The sequence below is a fragment of the Labrys sp. Lb11 genome (assembly GCF_057554225.1).
Genome location: NZ_BAAJOT010000005.1, coordinates 260,667 through 274,807 on the forward strand (window position 1 = coordinate 260,667; position 14,141 = coordinate 274,807).

Genomic DNA, 14,141 nt, shown 5'->3' on the forward strand with positions numbered 1-14,141 from the left:
CCCGTGCCGCGGGGGACGGGGAGCGCGTGCCCCCGTCCTCTGCCCGTCCGCCCACTCTCGAAAGCCCGACAGATGAACGTCGAACCTTCCTTCGAAGCCTTTGCCGAAGGCTATGCCGCCGGTCGCGCCCAGATCGTCGCCACCACCCTGGTCGGCGACCTGGAGACGCCGGTCTCCGCCTTCCTGAAGCTCGCCGGCGACCGCGACAACGCCTTCCTGCTCGAATCGGTCGAGGGCGGGGCGACGCGCGGCCGCTACTCGATGATCGGCCTGGAGCCGGACCTGATCTGGCGCTGCCAGGACGGTGGGGCCTCGATCAATCGCCGACCGTCCGGCGATGCGTTCGAGCCCTTGCCGGGCCACCCGCTGGAGACGCTGCGGGCTTTGATCGCCGAAAGCCGCATCGAGCTGCCGGAGGGCGCGCCGCCCATGGCCGCCGGCCTGTTCGGCTATCTCGGCTACGACATGGTGCGGCAGATGGAGCGGCTGCCCGAGGCCAAGCCGGACCCGATCGGCGTGCCCGACGCGCTGCTGATCCGCCCGACCATCATGGTGGTGTTCGATTCGGTGCGTGACGAGATCACGGTGGTCACGCCGGTGCGTCCGCAGGCGGGCGTGACGGCCAGGCAGGCCCATGCCCGCGCCACCGAGCGGCTGATGGCGATCGTCGACGGGCTCGACCGGCACACGCCGAAATTCGCCGAGGTCGTCGACCTCGACGCCCTGCACGCCGCCCAGGTCTCCAACACCAGCGAGGCCGAATACCTCGCCATGGTCGAGAAGGCGAAGGACTATGTGCGCGCCGGCGACATCTTCCAGGTCGTGCTGTCGCAGCGCTTCACCGCGCCGTTCCAGCTGCCGCCCTTCACGCTGTACCGGGCGCTCCGGCGGGTCAATCCGGCGCCGTTCCTGGTCTATCTGCAGTTCGCCGGTTTCTCGGTGGTGTGCTCCAGTCCCGAGATCCTGGTCCGCCTGCGGGGCGGCAAGGTCACGGTCCGTCCGATCGCCGGCACGCGGCCGCGCGGCCAGACCCATGCGCAGGATGCGGCGCACGAAGTCTCGCTCCTCGCCGATCCGAAGGAACTGTCCGAGCACCTGATGCTGCTCGACCTCGGCCGCAACGATGTCGGCCGCGTCGCCGAGATTGGCAGCGTCACGGTCACCGACAAGTTCTTCGTCGAGCGCTACAGCCACGTCATGCACATCGTCTCCAATGTCGAGGGGACCATCCGGCCCGGCCTCGACGCGCTCGACGCGCTGGCGGCGGGCTTCCCGGCCGGCACCGTCTCCGGCGCGCCCAAGGTCAGGGCGATGGAGATCATCGACGAACTGGAGAAGGACAAGCGCGGCCTCTACGCCGGCGCCATCGGCTATTTCGGCGCCGACGGCCAGATGGACACCTGCATCGTGTTGCGCACCGCCCTGGTCAAGGACGGCGTCATGCACGTCCAGGCCGGCGCTGGCATCGTCTATGACAGCGTCCCCGCCTCCGAGCAGGCCGAGTGCATCAACAAGGCCAAGGCCCTGTTCCGTGCGGCCGAGGAGGCGGTGCGCTTCGCCGGGCAGCCGGGAAGGGGGCAGTAGGGGCTCCAAGACGGAATGCGCGTCGTCCCAGTGGTCGGGGGCTGTTCGGGCTGGGGCCCAAGCAGGCGATGTGAGAAACACCCTCGGCGAGCCCTTGCCGCCGCTCGAACACGATGGAATGGGATCCGGCCAAGCTTACCGGAAGTGCTTCGACAGCTTCAGCGCCTGGCCCTGGTAGTTCGAGCCGAGGCCGGCGCCGTAGAGGATGGCGGGGCGCTCGGTCATGCGTTCATAGACCAGCCGCCCGACGATCTGGCCGTCCTCCAGGATGAACGGCACCTCGCGCGAGCGCACTTCCAGCACGGCGCGCGCCGCTTCCATGCCGTCGGGGGCATAGCCGAAGCCCGGGTCGAAGAAGCCGGCATAATGGACGCGAAACTCGCCGACCAGCGGGTCGAACGGCACCATCTCGGCGGCGAAGTCCGGCGGCACGTGCACGGCCTCCTTCGAGGCGAGGATGTAGAACTCGTTCGGATCGAGGATGAGCTCGTCGCGGCCGCGGCGCTCGATCGGCTCCCAGAAGTCGAGCAGGTCGCAGGCCGCGCGCCTGTCGACGTCGACCACGCCGGTGTGGCGCTTGGCCCGGTAGCCGACGACCCCGCCGCCGAAGCCGCCGAGGTCGACAGACAGCGCCACGCCGCCGGAAATGTCGGGATCGGGGGTGGAGACCAGCCCCATGCGCCGCTGCAGGTCGCGCAGTGCCGCGTCGTCGATCCGCGCCTCGCCTTTGCGGAAGCGGATCTGCGACAGGCGCGAGCCGGTGCGCACCAGCACCGGGAAGGTGCGCGGCCCGATCTCGGCATAGAGCGGCCCGTCATAGCCGGCCTCGACCTGGTCGAAGGCCCGGCCATGGTCGGTGATGACGCGGGTGAAGACGTCGAGCCGGCCGGTGGAGCTCTTGGGGTTGGTCGAGGCCAGCAGGTCGGTCGGCATGGCCAGGCTCTCGATCAGCGGCACGATGTAGACGCAGCCGGTCTCCAGCACGGCGCCGCGGGTCAGGTCGATCTCGTGCAGGGCGAGGTCGCGGATGCGGTCCTCGACCCGGGTGCGCGGTCCGGGCAGGAAGCTGGCGCGCATCCGGTAGGCCTTGGCGCCGAGGCGAAGATCCAGACTGGCGGGCTGGATCTGGTCGGCCTCGAAGGGGCGGTCCATGCGGATGACGCCCGCATCGGCGAGCGCCGCGATGGACTGGGAGGGCAGGATGCCGGAAGTCTGCATGGCCGCGGTTTCTCTCAGGGGCGCCCTGCCTAGCGCATCATGCGGCTCGGCGCCACCAAGGAGCTTGCCAGGATTGACGCCATCGCCGCCGGGCGCTACTCAAAAGTCATCGTCGTGGTGGATTTGGGCCGGCCGGCTTGCAGCCACGTAAAACAACTCGCTAAAGGGGCCGTTGGAAGGAGCAAGCCTTGCTCCGTCACGCGGCTGTATGGAAGCCGCACATGTCAGACCAGACCTCGTCCCGCCCGCTCCGCCCCGCGACACGCCTCGTGCATGGCGGCACCCTGCGCTCTGAATTCGGGGAGACCTCCGAAGCGCTGTTCCTGACCCAGGGCTATATCTACGACAGCGCCGAGGCTGCGGAGGCCCGCTTCAAGGGCGAGGAGCCCGGCTACATCTACAGCCGCTTCTCAAACCCCACCGTCGCCATGTTCGAGCGGCGCATGGCGGAGCTGGAGGGCGCGGAGGCGGCGCGCGCCACCGCCACCGGCATGGCGGCGGTGACCGCCTCCCTGATGGGCCAGCTTCGGGCCGGCGACCACGTCGTCGCCGCCAAGGCGCTGTTCGGGTCCTGCCGCTACGTCATCGAAGAGCTGCTGCCCCGCTTCGGCGTCGCGGCGACGCTGGTCGACGGCACCAGCCTGGAGGAATGGCGCAGCGCGGTCCGGCCGCAGACCAAGGTGTTCTTCCTGGAAAGCCCGACCAATCCGACCCTGGAAGTGCTCGACATCGCCGCCATCGCCGCCATTGCGCGGGACGCCGGCGCCTCGCTGGTGGTCGACAACGTCTTCGCCTCGCCGATGCTGCAGAGCCCGCTCGAGCTCGGCGCGACCTGCGTGGTCTACTCCGCCACCAAGCATATCGACGGGCAGGGGCGGTGCCTGGGCGGCGTCATCCTGGCGTCCGAGAAATTCATCGCCGACCATATCCACACGCTGCTGCGCCAGACCGGCCCGTCGATCTCGCCCTTCAACGCCTGGGTGTTGCTGAAGGGCCTGGAGACGTTGCCGCTGCGCGTGCGCCAGCAGGGCGAGAACGCCCGCCTGGTGGCCGACGCCATGGCCGGCCACCGGGCGGTCCGGCGCGTGCTCTACCCCTACCGCGACGACCATCCGCAGGTGGCGGTGGCGCGGCGGCAGATGCGCGGCGGCGGCACCCTGGCGACGGTCGAGATCGAGGGCGGCAAGGCGGCGGCGTTCCGCGTCGCCAACGCCCTGCGCATCGTCAAGATTTCCAACAATCTCGGCGACGCCAAGAGCCTGGTCACCCATCCCTCGACCACGACGCATCAGCGCTTCGAGGAGCACCAGCGCCTGGGAATGGGCATCAGCCAGGGCATGCTGCGCTTCTCGGCCGGCATCGAGGATGCCGACGACTTGATCGAGGACTGGCTGTCGGCCCTGGACAAGGCCTGAGGGACAGCCTTCGGGCCGGCCCAGACCGTTCGCCGCCGGGGCCGCCTCGAGGGCAGGCCCGGCCGTGTCGGCGGCGGACAACAGGCGTCGTGGGCGGAACAGGCTGGTCCACGACGGTGTCCGTGGCGAGACAGCCCCCGAATTCCGGCCCGAATCGCCGATTCTTCCATGAAACGTTGCAAATCCCCCCTTTGCGCGGACGCGAAAACCGGCAACACTTGAATCGTCGGTGGATTCATGGGGATGGGGCGACATGATCGGACGGCTGGAGAGGCGTGTCCCGGACAGCGGCGCGGACCGGCCGGGTCCGGCGCGGCGTCGCGGTCGCGGCCCTGCGCCATCCCCCGCCGAACCGGGGAGCTGAGCCATGCGCGATCGCGTGCGCTATGTCCGCGGCGGGCAGATCCACACGCTCGAAGCCTTCGATCCGAAGCAGACGCTGCTCGACCATATCCGCCTCGAGCTCGGCGCCACCGGCACGAAGGAAGGCTGCAACGAGGGCGATTGCGGCGCCTGCACCGTGGTGCTCGGCCGCCTGCGCGACGGCAAGGTCGTCTACGAGCCGGTCAATGCCTGCATCCTGCTGACCGGCATGATCGACGGCTGCGAGCTGGTCACGGTGGAGGATGTCGGCACGACCGCGCAGCTCCACCCCGTGCAGGCGGCGATGGTCGCCCATCATGCCTCGCAATGCGGTTTCTGCACGCCGGGCATCGTCATGTCGCTGTTCGCGCTCTACCAGGAAGGCGTCCGGCCGGTGACGCGCCAGGCGGTGACGGACCAGCTCGCCGGCAATCTCTGCCGCTGCACCGGCTACCGGCCGATCATCGATGCGGCGCTGGATGTCTGCGCCACGGCGGCCGACGATGCGACGGCGCAGGGCCGCGAGGCGACCGCCGCGCTGCTGGCGGGCCTCGCCGACGAGGAGGACCTGTTCGTCGGCGGCGAGGAGCGCTTCTTCGCCGCCCCCGCCTCGATCGACGCCCTGGCCGAGCTCTACCAGGTTCATCCCGATGCCGTGCTGGTGGCGGGGGCGACCGATGTCGGCCTGTGGATCACCAAGCAGCTGCGTGACATCGCCAAGGTGATCTGGCTTGGCCGCGTCGCCAGGCTCGACCGTTTCGTCGAGACCGCCGACGCGCTGTCTATCGGCGCCACGGTGACCCACGCCCGGGCTGCCACGGCTCTGGCCCGGCTCGATCCCGATCTCGGCGAGCTCGTCCGCCGTTTCGGCTCCGCCCAGGTGCGTGCCTCCGGCACGGTCGGCGGCAACATCGCCAACGGCTCGCCGATCGGCGACCTGGCCCCGGCGATGATCGCGCTCGGGGCCAAGATCTACCTGCGCATGGGCAGCGAGGGCCGCGCCATGCCGCTGGAGAACTTCTTCGCCGGCTATGGCCGGCAGGACCGGAGGCCCGGCGAGTTCGTGGTGGGCGTCGCCGTGACCAAGCTGCAGCCGGGCGAGGTGTTCCGCTGCTACAAGGTCTCGAAGCGTTTCGACGAGGACATCTCCGCCGTGATGGGCGCCTTCAAGTTCACCATCCTGGACGGCGTGGTGGCCGAGGCCAGCATCGCCTTCGGCGGCATGGCGGCGACGCCGAGGCGGGCGGCGGCGACCGAGGAGGCGATGATCGGCGTCGTGCTCGACGACGGCAGCACCTGGAACCAGGCGCTTGACGCGCTCGCGGTCGATTACCAGCCGATCTCGGACATGCGGGCCTCGGCCGGCTATCGCGGCGACGTCGCCCGGGCCCTCCTGATGAAGGCCCTGGTCGAGGTTGCGGGCACGCGCACGGACGAGACGCGCCTGATCGGCCGACGGGAGCGCACCCATGCCGCATGAAAGGCTCGACCGGACCGATGCGGCAGGTGGCGCGATAAGCCGGCCGATCGCCCATGATTCCGCCGTCAAGCACGTGGCCGGCGCCGCGCTCTATGTCGACGACGTGCTGGAGCCGGTCGGCACGCTGCATGTGGTGCCCGGCGGCGCCTCGGTCGCGGCCGGGCGGATCGTGGCGATGGACCTCGAGGCGGTGCGAGCGGCGCCGGGGGTGGTCGCCGTGATCACGGCCGCCGACGTGCCGGGCCGCAACGACGTGTCGCCGGTCGATTTCGACGTCGATCCCTGCTTCGCCGAGGAGCGGATCGAGTTCCATGCCCAGGTGGTGTTCGCCGTGGTCGCCTATGCGCGCGACCAGGCCCGGCGCGCAGCGCGACTCGCCCGGATCGAATACGAGGCGGAACCGCCGGTCGTCACCGTCGACGCGGCCTTGTCGGACGGCGTGCCGGTGATGCCGGACTATGAATTCCGCCGCGGCGACGTCGCCCGCGCGCTCACCCATGCCCGCTACCGTACCCAGGGGAGCCTGATGGTCGGCGGACAGGAGCATTTCTACCTCGAGGGCCAGGTGGCGCTGGCGATGCCCGGCGAGGACGGCGACATGCATGTCCTCTCCTCGACGCAGCATCCCACCGAGGTGCAGCACGTCGTCGCCCGCGTGCTCGGCCTGCCCGACCACGCCGTGGTCTGCGAGGTCCGGCGCATGGGCGGCGGCTTCGGCGGCAAGGAGAGCCAGGCGAGCCAGTGGGCGGCGATCGCCGCCGTCGCGGCTCGCATCACCGGCCGGCCCTGCAAGCTCCGCCTCGATCGCGACGACGACATGGCGATGACCGGCAAGCGCCATGACTTCCGCATCACCTACGATGTCGGCTTCGACGAGACCGGCCTGATCCACGGCTACGACGTCGCCTATGATGCGCGCTGCGGCTATTCCGCCGATCTGTCGCTCGGCATCTGCGACCGGACGATGTTCCACGCCGACAACGCTTATTATCTCGGCGATACCCGCATCCTGACCCGGCGGATGAAGACCAACACGGTGTCCAACACCGCCTTCCGCGGCTTCGGCGGGCCGCAGGGCATGGTCGGCATGGAGCGCGCCATCGACGCCATCGCCTGGGCGCTGGGGATCGACCCGCTCGACGTGCGCAAGCGCAATTTCTACGGCGCCGGCCGGGACTACACGCCCTATGGCCAGAAGGTGGAGGACAACGTCGTCCTGGCGCTGACCGAGACGCTGGAGCGCACCAGCGATTATCGCGAGCGCCGCCTTGCCATCGACGGCTTCAACGAGACCAGCGCCGTGCTCAAGAAGGGCATCGCGCTGACGCCGGTGAAGTTCGGCATCTCGTTCACCCTCATGCATCTCAACCAGGCCGGCGCGCTGGTGCATGTCTATGCCGACGGCTCGATCCAGCTCAACCATGGCGGCACCGAGATGGGGCAGGGGCTTTACATCAAGGTGGCGCAGGTCGTGGCGGACGAGCTGGGCGTCGATATCGGCCGCGTCCGCATCACCGCGACCACCACGGGCAAGGTGCCCAACACCGCGCCGACCGCCGCCTCCTCCGGCGCCGACCTCAACGGCATGGCGGCGCGGATCGCGGCGCGCGCCATCCGCGAGCGGATGGCCTCCGTCGCGGCCAACGAGTTCGCGGTCCGCCCCGACGAGGTGGTGTTCCGCAGCGGCCGCGTCCATGGCGGAGCCAAGGCCATGTCCTTCGAGGACTTGGCGAAGAAGGCCATGCTGGCGCGCGTCTCGCTGTCGGCCACCGGTTTCTACCGCACGCCGAAGATCGCCTGGGACCGGCCGAACAAGAAGGGGCGGCCCTTCCTCTACTTCGCCTACGGCGCGGCGTGCTCGGAAGTGACCGTCGACACGCTGACCGGCGAGATGACCGTCGACCGCGTCGACATCCTGCACGATGTCGGCCACTCGCTGAACCCGGCGATCGACATCGGCCAGATCGAGGGCGGCTTCGTCCAGGGAATGGGCTGGCTGACCACCGAGGAACTGGTGTTCGACGGGGAGGGGCGGCTGCGCACCCATGCGCCCTCGACCTACAAGATCCCGACCGCCGGCGATGTGCCGGCCGATTTCCGGGTGGCGCTGTTCGACAACGAGAACCGGGAGGAGACCGTCGGCCGCTCCAAGGCGGTGGGCGAGCCGCCGCTGATGCTGGCGATCTCCGTGTTCTCGGCCATTGCCGATGCCATCCGCAGCATCTCGATGGGCGCGCCGGTGCCGCTGGATGCGCCGGCGACGCCGGAGGCGATCCTGAAGGCGGTCAAGGCGGTGCGCGGCTGGTCCTGACGCGAGGCGGCAATGCGGGCCTCGGGGCGAAGGCGCGACGCCCCGGGATCGGCGCGTGCCTTGTGTCGTGCCGGCGTCGCTTGCCTTTTCCGTCCGGTTTGTTACGCACCGTCATGGTGGGGCGAGATGAGTTGCGGCTCGATCCATTGATCGGGCTGCCCGGCGGCGGGCGTCACGACGGAGTTCGGTCACCGCAATCGAGTTGATGCCAGGCATGAAGCAGATTGCGCGCAGGCGGCGGTGGTGGGGCGTTCTGGCCGGTGCGCTCGTGGCCTACCTGATGCTGGCCTATCTGATACTGCCCCTCCTGTGGCGCCACCATGAACATGAGCCGGGCCTCGCCGCCTTGCCGATGGTGACACGCACCGCAAGCGACATCCCGGGCGATGCGCTGAACGTCGGGCTCGTCGGCAGCAAGGAAGACGTGCTCCGCGCCATGCACGCGGCAGGGTGGTATCCGGCCGACCCGATCACGCTGCGCTCGAGCATCGAAATCATCGGCAGCGTGGTGCTCGATCGACCCTATCATGACGCACCCGTCAGTCCGCTCTACTACGAGGGCAAGAAGGAGCAGCTCGCGTTCGAAAAGCCCGATGGCACGAGCGCGGACCGGCGTCACCACGTGCGGTTCTGGATGGTCCTCGAGAAAGGAAGCAGCGGGCGGCCGGTCTGGCTCGGTTCGGTCACGTTCGATCGGGGAGTCGGCCTCAGCCATGACACCGGCCAGGTCACCCACCACATTGCGCCCGACATCGATGCCGAGCGGGACATGCTGATGCATGATCTGCGCGAGGCGGGCATGGTTCAGGACTTCTTCCAGATTTCCGGGACGGGCCCGACCTTGTTCGGTCGAAATGGCGAAGGCGATCCGTACGACACGGACGGAGAGATCGACATGGCCACCTTGGTCGTCGATGGCATCAGGCGGACGGAGCCGCCGGTGACGATTCCCCCGCCCCCGCTCATCGCGCTCAAGGATCAAATCTGGCACGGGATCGGCAATGCGCTCGGCCGCCGGGACCCCGGTCCCTGATCCAGGGGAACAAACGGCTTATCCGCCGATCCCGCCTTGCGCTATGATATGGCGTACCGCAGGTGTTGCGGCACGCGAGATCTTGCCATGCCCCTCTTCGCAAACTTGCGCAGCATGATCGAGGCCGGCGGCCGCGCGGCCCTGGTCAGCATCGTCGAGGTGGCCGGTTCCAGCCCGCGCGACGTCGGCGCGCGCATGGCGGTGCGGGCCGACGGGGCCTTCTCCGGCACGATCGGCGGCGGCACGCTGGAATGGCAGGCGCTGGCCGAGGCGCAGGCGCTGCTGACGGCGCCGGCCGGCACCGGCCTGCGCACGCTGCAGCGCGCCCTGGGCCCCGATCTCGGCCAATGCTGCGGAGGGCGTGTCCGGCTGACGATCGAGCGCCTCGGCCCGGCCGATCTCGGCTGGATCGGCGCGCTCGCCGCAGCCGAGCACGAGCCCTTCGTCGCGCTGGCGACGCCGCAGGCCGACGGCCATTGGGCCCGGCGCCTGGCGACCGCCGCCGAAGCGCAGGTGATGGAAACCGATCGCCTGCTGCTGCCGGGCGGGCAGGTGCTGGAGCGCTTCGGCGGCGGTCGCCGGGCGCCGGTGGTTCTGTTCGGGGCCGGGCATGTCGGACGGGCCCTGGTGATGGCGTTGGCGCCGCTGCCCTTCCGCGTCGTCTGGGTCGACCCGCGCGAGGGCGCCTTCCCCAGCCATGTGCCGCAGGCCGTCGCCGCGGTTGCCGCGACCGATCCGGTGCGGCTCCTGGCGGACATGCCGGACGGGGCGATCGTGCTGATCATGACCCATAGCCATGCCCTTGATCTCGACATTGCCGTGGCGGCGCTGTCGGCCCGGCGCTTCGCCCTGGTCGGCGTCATCGGCTCGGCGACCAAGCGTGCCCGTTTCGCCTCGCAGATGCGTCAGGCCGGCCTCGACCCGGCGCTGATCGAGACGCTGGTCTGCCCGATCGGCGTGCCGGGAATCGGCGGCAAGGAGCCGGCCGTGATTGCCGCCTCGGTGACGGCGCAGATGCTGCAGGTGCGTGAAGCGGCACGGGAGGGGGTTCGAGGCCGTGCCCTCGGAGTCGAGACCGCGTGAGGGGAGCGCCCGCTGCGAGTCCTGTGGACGCCGGGCCGCACCTGTCTTTCCCCCGGATTTGCCCCCTTCTCAACCTCCTGATCCTCGCCTAACAATTGCGCATGGTCACGAATGCAGCACCGCCGGAGCAGACGGCCACGCCCCTGATGGAGGCGCGGGGGATCGTCAAGGTGTTCGGCACGCTGACGGCCAACGACCATATCGACCTGGCGATCATGCCGCACGAGGTGCATGCGCTGCTCGGCGAGAACGGGGCGGGCAAGTCGACGCTGGTGAAGATGCTCTACGGCCTGCTCCAGCCCAATGAGGGCGAGCTGTTCTGGCAGGGCAGGCCGTTGCGGCTGCACGGACCGGCCGAGGCGCGGGCCGTCGGCATCGGCATGGTGTTCCAGCACTTCTCGCTGTTCGAGAACCTCAACGTCGCCGAGAACGTCGCGCTGGCCCTGCCGCCGGGCACGCCGCTGCGGCAAACCGCGGCCGGCGTCGCCAGGGTCTCGGCCGCTTACGGCCTGCCGCTCGATCCCGAGCGCATGGTGCATTCGCTGTCGGTGGGCGAGCGCCAGCGCATCGAGATCGTGCGCTGCCTGATGCAAGACCCAAAGCTGATCATCCTCGACGAGCCGACCTCGGTGCTGACGCCGCAGGAGGCCGACCAGCTCTTCCTCACGCTGGAGCGGATCGCCCGGGAAGGCCGTGCCGTGCTCTACATCTCGCACCGCCTGGAGGAGGTGAAGCGCATCTGCCACACCGCCACCGTGCTGCGCCATGGCCGCAAGGTCGCCACCTGCGATCCGCGGCAGGAGACGCCGGCCAGCCTGGCGCGCATGATGGTCGGCGCCGACGTCGCCAAGATCCATCACGGCCGCGCCTCCGCCAGCGCCGGCGTGCGGCTGAAGCTCGATCGCCTCTCCCTGCCGCCCGAGGACCTGCACGGCGTCGGCCTGAAGGAGGTGTCGCTGGAGGTGAAGGGCGGGGAGGTCGTGGCCATCGCCGGCGTGGCGGGCAACGGCCAGTCGGAGCTGTTCGCGGCGCTCTCGGGCGAGCGCCGGGCGGCGCGGGCCGGCGCGCTGGCGATCGACAAGACCGAGGCCGGGCTGCTGGGCGTCACGGCGCGGCGCAGGCTCGGCGCCGCCTTCGTGCCGGAAGAGCGCCTCGGCCACGCCTCGGCGCCGCGGCTGCCGCTGTCGCAGAACATGCTGCTCACCGGCCATGCCATCGCCGGGCTGGTGCGCCGCGGCATGATCGACCTCCGCAAGGCCGCCGAGCAGGCCGACGCGGTGTCGAAGGCCTTCGACGTGCGCAAGGGCAAGCGCGACCCGGAGGCGGGCTCGCTCTCCGGCGGCAATCTGCAGAAATTCGTGGTCGGCCGCGAGATGCTGCGCGAGCCGGGCGTGCTGGTGGTCAGCCAGCCGACCTGGGGCGTCGATGCCGGTGCCGCCGCGACCATCCGCCAGGCGCTGATCGACCTGTCGCGCCGGGGCGCTGCCGTGCTGGTGATGAGCCAGGATCTCGACGAGATCTTCGAGATTGCCGACCGTATCGCCGTGATCCATGACGGCCGGCTTTCGGCGGCGGATCCGGCCCAGCAGATGACGCTGGAGCGCATCGGCCTGCTGATGGGAGGCGCGGCGCATGCGGCTTGAGCTCGAACGGCGCGCCGAACGCTCCATCGTCATGGCGCTCGCCTCGCCGCTGATTGCCATCGCCCTGACCCTGGTCTCGGCCGCCGTGATCTTCGCTCTCTACGGCAAGCCGCCGGGGCAGGCGCTCTACGTCTATTTCGTCAAGCCCCTGACCCAGTTCCGCACCTTCCAGGAGCTGTTCGTCAAGGCGACGCCGCTGGTGCTGATCGCCATCGGCCTGTCGCTGTGCTTCCTGTCGAACAACTGGAACATCGGCGCCGAGGGGCAGTACATCATCGGCGCCATGTGCGGCGGCGGCGTGGCCCTGTACTTCCAGGGCACGTCCTCCGGCTTCGCCGTGGCGCTGATCATCCTGGCCGGCATGGCGGGCGGCGCCCTGTGGGCACTGGTCCCGGCGCTGCTGAAGACGCACTTCAACACCAGCGAGATCCTGACCAGCCTGATGCTGGTCTATGTCGCCGACAAGCTGCTCGACTATCTCGTGCGCGGCCCCTGGCGCGACCCGGCCGGGCTGAACTTCCCGCTGACGGCGGAGTTCGACAACGTCATTCCGACCATCATCCCGCACAGCCGCATCCATCTCGGCACGGCGCTGGCCGTCGTCGCCATCATCGCCGCCTCGGTGCTGCTGGCCCGCAGCCTCAAGGGCTTCGAGATCCGCCTGCTCGGCCAGGCCCCGCGCGCCGGCCTGTTCGCCGGCTTCTCGCCGAGGGGCATGACCGTGTTCGTCTTCCTCGTTTCCGGTGCGCTGGCCGGCCTGGCCGGCATCAGCGAGGCGGCCGGCACCATGGGCATGCTGCAACTGCCCTTTGCCAGCGGCTACGGCTTCACCGCGATCATCGTCGCCTTCCTCGGCCGCCTCAACCCGGTCGGCATCCTGCTGGCGGGGCTGCTCCTCGCCCTGTCCTATCTCGGCGGCGAGGCGGCGCAGATCAGCCTGAAGGTGCCGATCGGCATCACCAAGGTGATCCAGGGGCTGTTGCTGTTCTACGTGCTGGCCTGCGACACCCTGATCCTCTACCGCTTCCGCCTGGTGCCGGGCGAGGCAAGGCCGGCCTGACATGCTGCTGACCCAAGAGATCATCCTGACCATCATCGCTTCCTCGACGCCGTTCCTGATCGCGGCGATCGGCGAACTGGTGACGGAGCGCTCCGGCGTGCTCAACCTTGGCGTCGAGGGCATGATGATCATGGGGGCGGTGGCCGGTTTCGCCGTCGCCTTCACCACCGACAGCGCCATCGTCGGCATCGTCGCGGCCATCCTGGCCGGGATGGCCATGGCCTGCCTGTTCGCCTTCATGACGCTCTGGCTGGCGGCCAACCAGGTGGCCTCGGGCCTGGCCCTGACCATTCTCGGGCTCGGCCTGTCGGAACTGCTCGGCGCGGGTTTCGTCGGCAGCAAGCGTGACGCCATCCCCCAGCTCGACATTCCCGGCCTGTCCGACATCCCGCTGGTCGGGCCGATCCTGTTCGGCCAGAACGCCCTGGTCTATGGGTCCATCGCCCTGGTGGCGGCGGTCTGGTGGTTCCTCTATCGCTCGCGCGGCGGCCTGGTGCTGCGCGCCGTCGGTGACAGCCACGCCTCGGCTCATGCGCTCGGCTACCGCGTGCGGCTGATCCGCTTCGGCGCCGTGCTGTTCGGCGGCGGCTGCGCCGGGCTCGCCGGCGCCTATCTGTCGCTTGCCGACACGCCGTTCTGGGTGACGGGCATGACGGCGGGACGCGGCTGGATCGCCCTGGCGCTGGTGGTGTTCGCATCCTGGCGGCCCTGGCGGCTGCTGGCCGGCGCCTATTTCTTCGGGGCGATCTGGATCGGGCAGTTGCACATGCAGGCCCTCGCCGCCGAGCTGCCGCGCTGGCTGGTGTGGCCGAGCCAGGCCTGGACGTCGCTGCCCTACCTTGCGACCATCGCGGTGCTGGTGGCGATCTCGGCCCGGAAGGGGCGGGGCGGCGCGGCGCCGGCGTCCCTGGGGACGCCGTTCCTGCCAGACCGCTGAGCCGCGGGGCGGAT

10 protein-coding genes and 1 riboswitch are annotated in these 14,141 nt (G+C 69.8%); of the genes, 9 read left to right on the forward strand and 1 reads right to left on the reverse strand.

Annotation, left to right across the window (positions count from 1 at the left end):
* The first annotated feature begins 72 nt into the window (after window positions 1-72).
* Window positions 73-1,584, forward strand: coding sequence for an anthranilate synthase component I (trpE, locus tag AC27L4_RS19845; RefSeq protein WP_487144090.1), 1,512 nt, complete (start codon window positions 73-75; stop codon window positions 1,582-1,584).
* A 135-nt stretch (window positions 1,585-1,719) separates the two neighbouring features.
* Here trpE and AC27L4_RS19850 read toward each other — a convergent pair whose 3' ends face one another.
* Window positions 1,720-2,802 carry a 2'-deoxycytidine 5'-triphosphate deaminase gene (locus tag AC27L4_RS19850; protein ID WP_487144091.1) on the reverse strand — a complete coding sequence of 361 codons (1,083 nt, stop codon included), beginning with the start codon at window positions 2,800-2,802 and terminating at the stop codon, window positions 1,720-1,722.
* Between the two features lie 104 nt (window positions 2,803-2,906).
* A riboswitch (SAM riboswitch) is annotated at window positions 2,907-2,987 on the forward strand.
* A gap of 36 nt (window positions 2,988-3,023) precedes the next feature.
* Between AC27L4_RS19850 and AC27L4_RS19855 the strand changes: the two genes are divergently transcribed.
* The 8 genes from AC27L4_RS19855 to AC27L4_RS19890 all read left to right on the forward strand — a co-directional run bounded on the left by AC27L4_RS19855 (window position 3,024) and on the right by AC27L4_RS19890 (window position 14,127).
* Window positions 3,024-4,217: an O-succinylhomoserine sulfhydrylase gene (locus AC27L4_RS19855; protein ID WP_487144092.1), complete on the forward strand. Its 1,194-nt coding sequence runs from the start codon at window positions 3,024-3,026 to the stop codon at window positions 4,215-4,217.
* A gap of 367 nt (window positions 4,218-4,584) precedes the next feature.
* Window positions 4,585-6,060, forward strand: coding sequence for a xanthine dehydrogenase small subunit (xdhA, locus tag AC27L4_RS19860; protein ID WP_487144093.1), 1,476 nt, complete (start codon window positions 4,585-4,587; stop codon window positions 6,058-6,060).
* Window positions 6,050-8,371 (forward strand): xanthine dehydrogenase molybdopterin binding subunit, encoded by a 2,322-nt coding sequence (gene xdhB / locus AC27L4_RS19865; protein WP_487144094.1) that lies wholly within the window; start codon window positions 6,050-6,052, stop codon window positions 8,369-8,371. Before xdhA ends, xdhB begins: the two co-directional genes overlap by 11 nt.
* A gap of 214 nt (window positions 8,372-8,585) precedes the next feature.
* Entirely contained in the window at window positions 8,586-9,404 is an 819-nt protein-coding gene (locus AC27L4_RS19870) for an LssY C-terminal domain-containing protein (protein WP_487144095.1), read from the forward strand.
* 87 nt (window positions 9,405-9,491) lie between these two features.
* A complete protein-coding gene (gene xdhC, locus AC27L4_RS19875; protein WP_487144096.1) occupies window positions 9,492-10,487 on the forward strand; it encodes a xanthine dehydrogenase accessory protein XdhC in 996 nt (331 codons plus the stop codon).
* 101 nt (window positions 10,488-10,588) lie between these two features.
* Window positions 10,589-12,130: an ABC transporter ATP-binding protein gene (locus AC27L4_RS19880; protein ID WP_487144097.1), complete on the forward strand. Its 1,542-nt coding sequence runs from the start codon at window positions 10,589-10,591 to the stop codon at window positions 12,128-12,130.
* The gene (locus tag AC27L4_RS19885; protein WP_487144098.1) at window positions 12,120-13,190 is read left to right on the forward strand and encodes an ABC transporter permease; all 1,071 of its coding nucleotides are present in this window, start codon (window positions 12,120-12,122) and stop codon (window positions 13,188-13,190) included. Before AC27L4_RS19880 ends, AC27L4_RS19885 begins: the two co-directional genes overlap by 11 nt.
* 1 nt (window position 13,191) lies before the next feature.
* Window positions 13,192-14,127 (forward strand): ABC transporter permease, encoded by a 936-nt coding sequence (locus AC27L4_RS19890; RefSeq protein WP_487144099.1) that lies wholly within the window; start codon window positions 13,192-13,194, stop codon window positions 14,125-14,127.
* Window positions 14,128-14,141: the final 14 nt, after the last annotated feature.

Bases quoted from the DNA above. Each gene is read 5' to 3' on its own strand.
- AC27L4_RS19850 (WP_487144091.1), bottom strand. From the start codon at position 2,802: ATGCAGACTTCCGGCATCCTGCCCTCCCAGTCCATCGCGGCGCTCGCC.
- AC27L4_RS19885 (WP_487144098.1), top strand. From the start codon at position 12,120: ATGCGGCTTGAGCTCGAACGGCGCGCCGAACGCTCCATCGTCATGGCG.
- AC27L4_RS19880 (WP_487144097.1), top strand. From the start codon at position 10,589: ATGGTCACGAATGCAGCACCGCCGGAGCAGACGGCCACGCCCCTGATG.
- AC27L4_RS19870 (WP_487144095.1), top strand. From the start codon at position 8,586: ATGAAGCAGATTGCGCGCAGGCGGCGGTGGTGGGGCGTTCTGGCCGGT.
- xdhC (WP_487144096.1), top strand. From the start codon at position 9,492: ATGCCCCTCTTCGCAAACTTGCGCAGCATGATCGAGGCCGGCGGCCGC.
- AC27L4_RS19890 (WP_487144099.1), top strand. From the start codon at position 13,192: ATGCTGCTGACCCAAGAGATCATCCTGACCATCATCGCTTCCTCGACG.
- AC27L4_RS19855 (WP_487144092.1), top strand. From the start codon at position 3,024: ATGTCAGACCAGACCTCGTCCCGCCCGCTCCGCCCCGCGACACGCCTC.
- xdhA (WP_487144093.1), top strand. From the start codon at position 4,585: ATGCGCGATCGCGTGCGCTATGTCCGCGGCGGGCAGATCCACACGCTC.
- trpE (WP_487144090.1), top strand. From the start codon at position 73: ATGAACGTCGAACCTTCCTTCGAAGCCTTTGCCGAAGGCTATGCCGCC.
- xdhB (WP_487144094.1), top strand. From the start codon at position 6,050: ATGCCGCATGAAAGGCTCGACCGGACCGATGCGGCAGGTGGCGCGATA.